Source organism: Pseudomonas sivasensis, assembly GCF_013778505.1.
GTDB classification, from domain to species: Bacteria; Pseudomonadota; Gammaproteobacteria; order Pseudomonadales; family Pseudomonadaceae; genus Aquipseudomonas; species Aquipseudomonas sivasensis.
Genome location: NZ_JAAOWU010000005.1, coordinates 147043 through 156823, shown reverse-complemented (window position 1 = coordinate 156823; position 9781 = coordinate 147043). Strand labels below are relative to the sequence as shown.

Annotated in this window: 7 protein-coding genes; all 7 read right to left on the bottom strand. The window is 61.0% G+C overall.

Annotation, left to right across the window (positions count from 1 at the left end; genetic code table 11):
• Positions 1-300 precede the first annotated feature (300 nt).
• Positions 301-1074 carry a 3-hydroxybutyrate dehydrogenase gene (hbdH, locus tag G9Q84_RS11540; protein ID WP_122756553.1) on the bottom strand — a complete coding sequence of 258 codons (774 nt, stop codon included), beginning with the start codon at positions 1072-1074 and terminating at the stop codon, positions 301-303.
• Between the two features lie 7 nt (positions 1075-1081).
• On the bottom strand, positions 1082-2473 hold the full coding sequence (locus tag G9Q84_RS11535; RefSeq protein WP_032886537.1) for a GntP family permease: 1392 nt from the start codon (positions 2471-2473) through the stop codon (positions 1082-1084).
• A 293-nt stretch (positions 2474-2766) separates the two neighbouring features.
• Entirely contained in the window at positions 2767-4158 is a 1392-nt protein-coding gene (locus G9Q84_RS11530) for a sigma-54 interaction domain-containing protein (protein WP_181640563.1), read from the bottom strand.
• Positions 4155-5729: an ABC transporter ATP-binding protein gene (locus tag G9Q84_RS11525; RefSeq protein ID WP_181643343.1), complete on the bottom strand. Its 1575-nt coding sequence runs from the start codon at positions 5727-5729 to the stop codon at positions 4155-4157. The genes G9Q84_RS11530 and G9Q84_RS11525 overlap by 4 nt, the downstream gene beginning before the upstream one ends.
• A 10-nt stretch (positions 5730-5739) precedes the next feature.
• Positions 5740-6762 (bottom strand): ABC transporter permease, encoded by a 1023-nt coding sequence (locus G9Q84_RS11520; protein WP_034104518.1) that lies wholly within the window; start codon positions 6760-6762, stop codon positions 5740-5742.
• Positions 6762-7823 carry a microcin C ABC transporter permease YejB gene (locus G9Q84_RS11515; RefSeq protein WP_032886533.1) on the bottom strand — a complete coding sequence of 354 codons (1062 nt, stop codon included), beginning with the start codon at positions 7821-7823 and terminating at the stop codon, positions 6762-6764. The genes G9Q84_RS11520 and G9Q84_RS11515 overlap by 1 nt, the downstream gene beginning before the upstream one ends.
• On the bottom strand, positions 7823-9682 hold the full coding sequence (locus G9Q84_RS11510) for an extracellular solute-binding protein (RefSeq protein WP_181643342.1): 1860 nt from the start codon (positions 9680-9682) through the stop codon (positions 7823-7825). Before G9Q84_RS11510 ends, G9Q84_RS11515 begins: the two co-directional genes overlap by 1 nt.
• Between the last annotated feature and the right edge of the window lie 99 nt (positions 9683-9781).

Below are 9781 nucleotides of genomic sequence, written 5' to 3'. Positions count from 1 at the left end.
CAATAGAATTCTACTGTGGGAGGGAGCTTGCTCCCGATAGCGGAGTACCAGCTAGCCCGTGCGGTACTGACCCACCGCCATCGGGAGCAAGCCCCCTCCCACAATTTAGAACGCCAGTGTCTGTTTTATTGGGCCAGCCAGCCGCCATCATTGTTTTTATGCAAGTCTTCAAAACAATAGAATTCTACTGTGGGAGGGGGCTTGCTCCCGATAGCGGAGTATCAGCTAGCCCGTGTGGTACTGACCCGCCGCCATCGGGAGCAAGCCCCCTCCCACAATTTAGAACGCCAGTGTCTGTTTTTATTGGGCCAGCCAGCCGCCATCAATGTTCCACGCCGCGCCACGTACCTGCGCACCGGCCTCGCTGCACAAAAACAACACCAACTCACCCAACTGCGGCGGCGTCACAAACTCCAGGGACGGCTGTTTCTCCGCCAGCAAATCATGCTGCGCCTGGTGCGGGTCCACACCTTTGGTTACGCGATCATCAATTTGCTTCTGCACCAGCGGCGTCAGCACCCAGCCGGGGCAAATCGCATTACAGGTCACATTGCTGGTTGCCGTCTCCAGGCCTACCACTTTGGTCAAACCGATCACGCCATGCTTGGCCGCCACATAGGCTGCCTTGCCCACCGAACCGACCAGGCCGTGAACCGAGGCGATATTAACGATACGCCCCCAGCCCTTGGTCTTCATGCCCGGCAGGCTCAGGCGCGTGCTGTGGAACACCGAGGACAGGTTGATCGCGATGATTGAGTCCCAGCGTTCGGCCGGGAACTCTTCCACCGCCGCCACATGCTGAATGCCGGCGTTGTTGACCAGGATGTCCACGCCACCGAACTCACGCTCGGCGTAGGCGAACATATCGGCGATCTGCGCCGGGTCGCTGACGTCCGCAGGGTGATGCCCCACCTTGCCACCAAACGCCTGCACCTGCGCGATCACCGCGCTGGCGTCGCCGAAGCCGTTGAGGATCAAGTTGGCCCCTGCCTGTGCCAGGCTCAAGGCAATGCCCAGGCCGATGCCACTGGTGGAGCCGGTGACCAGGGCGGTCTTGCCATTCAAAGTCGTCATGAAAACCTCACACAATGCCGGTGGCGTAGAAAGTACCGATCACCACGAACACCGCGAGGGTCTTGATAATCGTGATGCCGAAAATGTCTTTGTAGGCTTCGCGGTGGGTCAGGCCGGTCACCGCCAGCAGGGTGATCACCGCGCCGTTGTGGGGCAGGGTGTCCATGCCGCCGCTGGCCATGGCCGCGACCCGGTGCAGCACTTCAAGGGGGATATTGGCCGCATGGGCCGCCGAAATAAAGCTCTCGGACATGGCCGCCAGGGCGATACTCATACCGCCCGACGCGGAACCGGTGATACCGGCCAGCAGGGTCACGGTAATTGCTTCGTTGACCAGCGGGTTGGGGATGCCCTTGAGCCAGTCCGCCAGCACGAGAAAGCCTGGCAGCGAGGCAATCACCGCACCAAAACCGTATTCAGACGCGGTATTCATTGCTGCCAGCAAGGCGCCGCTGACCGCACTTTTGCTACCTTCGGCGAGCTTGCTTTTGATCGCCGACCAGCCGAAGGCCAGCACCATCAAGATCCCGACCAGCAACGCCGCCTGCACCGCCCAGATCGCGGTGAGCTTGGCGATTTCAGTGGTCACTGGCGCGCTCATGCCCGGCAGGCTGAGGCTGTGGGTCTTGCCGTACCACTGCGGGATCCAGTGGGTGAACAACAGGTTCATCACGCCCACCAGGATCAGCGGCGACAGCGCGATCCACGGGTTGGGCAGAGTGAGGTTTTCGGCGGTCTCAGGCTCGTTGCGCAACTCAGTGCCATAGCCTTCACCCGCGCGCTGGGCCTTGTTGCGTTGCCGCGCCAGGTACAGCATGCCGGTGCAGAACACGAAGATCGTGCCGATCAACCCCAGCCACGGCGCCGCCCAGGCGGTGGTGTTGAAGAAGGTGCTGGGGATGATGTTCTGGATCTGCGGCGTGCCGGGCAGGGCATCCATCGTGAACGAGAATGCGCCGAGGGCGATGGTCGCCGGGATCAGGCGCTTGGGGATATTGCTCTGGCGGAACATCTCCGCCGCGAACGGGTACACCGCGAACACCACCACAAACAGCGATACGCCGCCGTAGGTGAGCAGGGCGCAGACCAGCACGATCACCAACATCGCCTGACGCGTGCCAAGCAAGCGGATCGCAGCGGCCACGATGGAGCGCGAGAACCCCGACAACTCGATCAACTTGCCGAAGACCGCACCGAGCAGGAACACCGGGAAGTACAGTTTGATAAAGCCGACCATTTTCTCCATGAACACCCCGGTAAAGGCGGGGGCGACAGCGGACGGGTCGGTGAGCAGTACCGCGCCAAGGGCGGCGATGGGGGCAAACAGGATAACGCTATAGCCACGGTAGGCGGCCAGCATCAGCAGCGCGAGCGCGGCCAGGGCAATGATCACACTCATGGTGTGTCTCCATCGGATTGTTATTTTTGTGGGTGAAACTGTGGGGAGGGCTATAGCGAGATGTGTGCCATATTTTCAAGTTATTGAAATATATGGATATTTTTTAATTTCTTTCGAGTGTTTTTGGGTTTTGTCTCAATTTCGAGACAAGCGAAGATCAAATGTGGGAGGGGGCTTGCCCCCGATAGCGGTGCATCGGCCAGCACATGTGTTGACTGACCTGATGCTATCGGGGGCAAGCCCCCTCCCACATGGATTGTCTTTATATGGAGAACTTAGTCTCTTTGTGGAGATTAGGCGATGCCCAGTGCCACCATCTTCTTGTACAGCGTCGACCGTCCCAGCCCCAATCGCCTGGCCGCCTCGACCACGTTGCCGTCACAGGCCTTAAGTGCCGTCGCAATCAGCTGTCGATCAAACCGCTCCCGCGCCTCGGCGAATGTCTCGCCCTCAACCGTTGCGACCGCGCCGCGCTCCACGGGGCTGAACGTGCCGATCGCCGCGCGAATGTCCGTGGCATTCAACACCAAGTCATCACTCAGCAACGCCGCCCGCTCCAGCACATTACGCAGCTCACGGATGTTCCCCGGCCACGCATGCTGTGCCAACAGCGCCAGAGCCTCGCGGTCCAGCTCATGCTGGCTGCGCAGTTCTTCGAGGATCGCCTCGCTCAATGCCGGAATGTCCTCCAACCGATCACGCAGTGGCGGCACGTGGATCGGCAACACATTCAGCCGGTAATACAAATCGGCGCGGAACTCACCACGCTTGATCGCCGCTTCCAGGTCCATGGAGGTCGCCGCGATTACCCGCACATCGCTGTGCAGCATCTCGTTGGAACCCACCGGTTCGAATTCCTTTTCCTGCAACACCCGCAGCAATTTGCTTTGCAGCGGCAGCGGCATATCCCCGATTTCATCGAGGAACAGCGTGCCGCCCTGGGCAATCTGGAATTTGCCTGGACGGCCCTTGCGATCAGCGCCGGTAAAGGCGCCTGGCGCGGTGCCGAAGAATTCGGCTTCGAGCAGGTCGTGGGGAATCGCCGCGCTGTTGACGCTGACAAACGCCTTGTGCGCCCGCGGCGAGGCACCGTGGATGGCCTGGGCCAGCAACTCTTTGCCGGTGCCGGTTTCGCCGAGCAACAACACCGGCGACTCGGCACTCGCGCTGCGCCGGGCACGGCGTTTGACCTCAAGGCTGGCGGCGCTGGTGCCGATAAAGTGCGCGAAGTTGTACTTGCTCTGGCGTGAGCGCAGCAGTGAGCGGGTGGAGGCCAGCTCCTGCTGCATGCTCAGGTAGCGTTCGATCAACGGCGACAGGTTGCGCAGTTCATCGAACAACGCGAAACCAATCGCGCCGATCACCGCGCCAGCGTCGTTGTGGATCGGCAGGCGCATCACCACCAACGGGCCTTTGGGTGTGTCCTGGATATCCAGCAGGATCGGCTGGTCGTTACGTACCACTTGGCGCAACAGGCTATTGGAAATCACCTGCTCGCACGGCTGGCCGATGGCTTCGTCAGCGCTTTTGAGGCCGAAGCGCTTGGCGTAGCGCTCATTCATCCACACGATATTGGCGTCGCGGTCGACAATCACCGTGCCTTCGCTGGACTGCTCGATGATCTCGAACAGCGACTGGATCGCCAGGCCGCGAACCTGTTGGTAGTCCTTGAGGCTGGTGCTCATGTCGACAGCCCGCACGCCGCCGCCAGCAACTCCTTGGTGTAGGGATGTTGTGGCGATTCGAACACATCATGGCTCGCGCCGCGCTCCACCACCTTGCCGTCCTTGATCACGATCATGTCGTGGGCCATGGCGCGTACCACGGCCAGGTCGTGGCTGATGAACAAGTAGGTCAGGCCGTACTTTTCCTGCAGCTCGCGCAGCAGTGCAACCACCTGTTTTTGCACCGTGCGGTCAAGCGCCGAAGTCGGTTCGTCCAGCAGCATCAGCGCGGGTTTCAACACCAGGGCGCGGGCGATGGCGATGCGTTGCCGCTGGCCGCCGGAGAATTCATGGGGGTAGCGATGGCGGCTGGCGGGGTCTAGGCCCACGTCCTTGAGCACCTGGATCACTTGCGCGTCGCGGTCGGCGAGGCTGCACGGCGCGTGGACTTCCAAGCCTTCGCTGATGATTTGCTGTACCGACATGCGCGGGCTGAGGCTGCCGTAAGGGTCCTGGAAAACCACCTGCATCTGTTTGCGCCATGGGCGCATTTGCTGATGGTTCAGCGGGTCGAGGGATTCACCTTGGAAGCGGATGCTGCCGGTGGAATCCAGCAGGCGCAGGATCGCCTGGCCCAGGGTGGATTTGCCCGAGCCTGACTCGCCGACAATCCCCAGGGTCTTGCCGCGCTGCACGTTGAGGCTGATGCCATCCACGGCGCGCAGGTAGGTTTTGCGCCGAAACAGCCCACCGCTGAGGGGGAACTCTACGGTCAGGTCATCCACTTCCAACACGGTCTCGCGCGGATCGCTGCACAGCACATCGCCGGACGGCTCGGCGTCCAGCAACAGGCGGCTGTAAGGGTGTTGCGGCGCCGTGAACAAGGTCTCGCAGTCAGCCTGCTCGACAATCTCCCCGGCGCGCATCACGCACACGCGCTGGGCGATGCTGCGCACCAGGTTGAGGTCATGGCTGATCAACAGCAGCGACATACCGAGGCGCTGTTGCAAGGACTTGAGCAGCAGCAGGATCTTGCGCTGCACGGTCACGTCCAGCGCGGTGGTGGGTTCGTCGGCAATCAGCAACTCCGGCTCGCAGGCCAGGGCCATGGCGATCATCACGCGTTGGCGTTGGCCGCCGGACAGTTGGTGCGGATAAGCCTTGAGGCGCTCCTGGGGTTTCTGGATGCCCACCAGTTCGAGCAGTTCAATGATGCGCGCCTGCGCCGCCTTGCCGCCCATGCCCTTGTGCAGCAGCAACGTTTCGCCGATTTGCTTTTCGATGCTGTGCAGCGGGTTGAGGGAGGTCATGGGCTCCTGGAAGATCATCGCGATACGGTTGCCGCGCAGTTTCTGCAGGGTCGCCGTCGACGCGCCGATCAACTCCTGGCCGCGATATTTAACCGAGCCCGTGGTAGCTGTGCCGGCTTCGGGCAGCAATTGCAGGATCGAATGGGCCGTCACCGACTTGCCCGAGCCCGACTCGCCCACCAGTGCCAAACACTCGCCGGGGCGCACGTCCAGGCTCAGGTTACGCACCACGGTCTGGCCGCTGAAGGCGACACTGAGGTCGCGGATTTCGATCAGGTTCATAGGGACTCACTCATGAACGTGGGTCGAAGGCGTCACGCAACGCCTCGCCAATAAAGACCAGCAGCGACAGAATCAGCGCCAAGGTGAAAAACGCCGTCAGGCCCAGCCATGGCGCTTGCAGGTTCTGCTTGCCCTGGGCGATCAGTTCGCCCAGGGATGCGCTGCCCGCCGGCATGCCGAAGCCGAGGAAATCCAGGGCGCTCAAGGTGGAAATCGCGCCGGTCAAAATAAACGGCAGGTAGCTCAAGGTGGCGGTCATCGCATTCGGCAGGATATGTCGGCGGATGATCTTGCCGTCGCCCAGGCCCAGCGCCCGTGCGGCCTTGACGTACTCCAGGTTGCGCCCGCGCAGGAACTCGGCGCGCACCACGTCCACCAGGGCCAGCCAGGAAAACAGCGCCATGATCCCCAGCAACCACCAGAAATTGGGCTCGACAAAACCCGACAGAATGATCAGCAGGTACAGCACCGGCAGACCGGACCAGACCTCAAGTACCCGCTGGCCGATCAGGTCGACCCAGCCGCCGTAGTAACCCTGCAAAGCCCCGGCGGCGATGCCAATGGCTGCGCTGATGGCCGTCAGCGCCAGGGCGAACAGGATCGACACCCGCGCGCCGAAAATGACCCTCGCCAGCACGTCGCGGGACTGGTCATCGGTGCCCAGCCAGTTCACCGCCGAGGGCGGGCTGGGGGCAGGGCGGGTCAGTTCGTAGTTGGGGGTGTCATCGCTGAAAGGGATCGGCGGGAACAACATCCAGCCGCCGTCCTGTTTGATCAGCTTTTGCACATAGTCGCTGCGGTAGTCGGCCTGGAACGGCAGCTGGCCGCCGAACTGCTGCTCGGTGTAACGCTTGAACACCGGGAAATACAGTTCGTTCTTGAAACTCAGCACCAGGGGTTTGTCGTTGGCGATCAGTTCGCCGCCGAGGGTCAGGATAAAGAGGCCGATAAACAGCCACAGCGACCACCAGCCACGGCGATTTTTCTTGAAACGCTCGAAGCGTCGGCGTGCCACGGGAGACAAGTTAAGCATCAGGCGTTCCTCGCGGCGAAGTCGATACGCGGGTCCACCAGGGTGTAGCAGAGGTCACCGATGAGTTTTATCAGCAGGCCGAACAGGGTGAAGATAAACAGCGAACCGAACACCACCGGGTAATCCCGCGAAACCGCCGCTTCGTAGCTCATGCGACCGAGGCCATCCAGGGAGAAAATCACCTCGATCAGCAAGGAGCCGGCAAAAAACACGCTGATAAATGCCTGGGGAATCCCCGAGATCACCAGCAGCATGGCGTTGCGGAACACATGGCCGTACAGCACACGTCGTTCGCTCAAGCCTTTGGCCCGCGCGGTCACCACGTATTGGCGGGTGATTTCATTGAGGAACGAGTTTTTGGTGAGAATGGTCAGGGTGGCGAATCCGCCGATTACCAAAGACGTCACCGGCAACACCAGGTGCCAGAAGTAGTCGGCGATCTTGCCCACGGTGCTCAGTTCTTCGAAGTTCTCCGACACCAGTCCGCGCACCGGGAACCAGTTCAGGGAGGTGCCGCCGGCGAACACCACGATCAGGAACATCGCGAACAGGAACGCTGGCATCGCATAGCCGATCACGATGGCAGTGCTGCTCCACACATCAAAGCTGCTGCCGTGGCGCACCGCCTTACGTATCCCCAGCGGGATCGACACCAGGTAAGTGATCAGCGTGGCCCACAGCCCGAGGGAAATGGTGACGGGCATCTTTTCCAGGATCAGGTCGATCACCGTCGAGCCGCGAAAGAAGCTGTTGCCGAAATCCAACTGGGCATAGCTCTTGAGCATCAGCCAAAGGCGTTCCGGTGCGGACTTGTCGAAGCCGTACTGTTTTTCAATGTCCTTGATCAGCTTCGGGTCCAGGCCCCGACTGGACCGCGAGCCGCTGCTGATGCCTTCGCCGGATGAGCCGCCGACACCGCCGCCGCCAATCCCCTGCAAGTGGGCGATGGCCTGTTCCACCGGGCCACCGGGGGCGGCCTGCACGATCACGAAATTCACCAGCAGGATGATCACCAGGGTTGGGATGATCAGCAGCAGGCGCCGCACGATATAGGCAAACATCAGTGCGCTCCTCCGCGTTTTTTCAGTTCGGCATTCATCTGCTCAGTGGTCAGAGGTGTGGGGCTGACTTCCCACCAGGTTTCCAGGGCCTCGTCATTCTTGGCCTCGATGGCCGGGCGGCCGAAACGGTTCCACCAGGCGGCGGACGTACCGGGCGGGTAGTAATTGGGGATCCATAGGTAATTCCATTGCAGCACCCGGTCCAGAGCATGGGCGTAGGTGAGCATCTGCGCCTGTGTGTCGGCTTTGACCAGACCTTTGATCAAGGCGTCAACCGCCGGGTCCTTGAGCACCATGTAGTTGTTTGCGCCCGAATCAAAAGCGGCGCTGGAACCAAAGTAGTTGTACAGCTCCATGCCCGGCGAGGTGGTGACAGGAAACCCGGTGACGATCATGTCGTAGTCCCGTGTCATCAAACGGTTGACGTACTGAGAGGAGTCGATGCGACGGATATTAAGGGTGATGCCGATCTGCGCCAGGTTGCGTTTGTACGGTAGTAACAGTCGCTCCAGACCGGCCTGCGCATTGAGGAAGGTGAACTCAAGCGGTTCGCCTTCGGCGTTTACCAGCTTGTCGCCGTTGGGTTTCCAACCGGCCTCTTCCAGCAGGGCCAGTGCTTGGAGCTGTTTGTCACGGATCATGCCGCTGCCGTCGGTGACCGGTGCCTTGAACACCTGGGTAAACACCTCGTCAGGGATCTGCCCACGCAACGGTTCAAGAATCGCCAGCTCTTCCTGGGTGGGCAGTTGGGTAGCCGCCAGCGGGCTATTAGAGAAGAAACTCTGCTGACGAATGTACATATTTCGCATCATCTGCCGGTTGGCCCATTCGAAATCCCACAGCATTGCCAAGGCCTGGCGCACGCGGCGGTCTTTGAATACCGGCTTCTGCACGTTGAAGACATAGCCTTGGGCCGGTTGCGGCATTTCCTTGGCCAGGTGAGCGCGTTGCAGGCGGCCATCGTCCAGGGCAGGGCCGTTGTAGCCGATGGAGTAGCCGGTGGCGGAAAATTCACGATTGAAATCGTAGGCGCCGCCTCGCAGCACCTGGCGGGCTACTTCGGTATCACCGAAAAACTCCAGGCTCAGGTGATCGAAGTTGTACAGGCCACGGCTGACGGGCAAGTCTTTGCCCCACCAGTCAGGGTCGCGCGTAAAGGTGATGGTGTTGCCGGAGTCGACCTTACTGACCTTGTACGGGCCGCTGCCCAGTGGGGCTTCGTAGCCGCCGCCATTGGCGAAGTCGCGGGTCTTCCACCAGTGCTCCGGGAACACCGGCAGGGTGGCGATATCCAGGGGGAGGGTGCGGTTTTCGTTGCTGGAAAAGTCGAAGCGCACCTGGCGCTCACCTTCCACTTCGACGTGCTTGACGTCGGCGAACAGTGTGCGAAAACGCAGGCTGCCTTGGGTCATTAATAAATCAAAGCTGTAGCGTACGTCTTCGGCGGTGATGGGTTTGCCGTCGGCAAAGCGCGCCTTGGGGTTCAGGTAGAAACGCAGAGACAGGCCGTCCTCGGCGCGCTCCATTTTTTCGGCGACCAGGCCGTAGACCGTATAGGGTTCGTCCAGGGAGCGCAGGGCGAGGGGCGCGTAGAGCCAGCCGTCAACCTGTGACACGCCGATGCCTTTGTCGATATAGGGCAGCACATGATCGAAGCGTCCGATTTCGATGGCCGAACGCCGCAGGCTGCCGCCCTTGGGCGCGTTGGGGTTGGCGTAGTCGAAATGGGTAAAACCGGCGGGGTACTTGGCCGGTTCGCCGTACACCGTCAGTGACGGTTGGGGGGCCGCGATCACGGCGGTGCTGGCCAGCAGCAGGGCGAGGGTAGAGCGAAATAGAGTCGAAAAGGCCAATCGCATTATCAGTCTTGAACGCCGGAAGAACAGGAATAGGGATTTGTACGCTAACGGCATCAGCGTCGCCAGTCATCACATGCACAACGGCCCACCAAAAGGCGG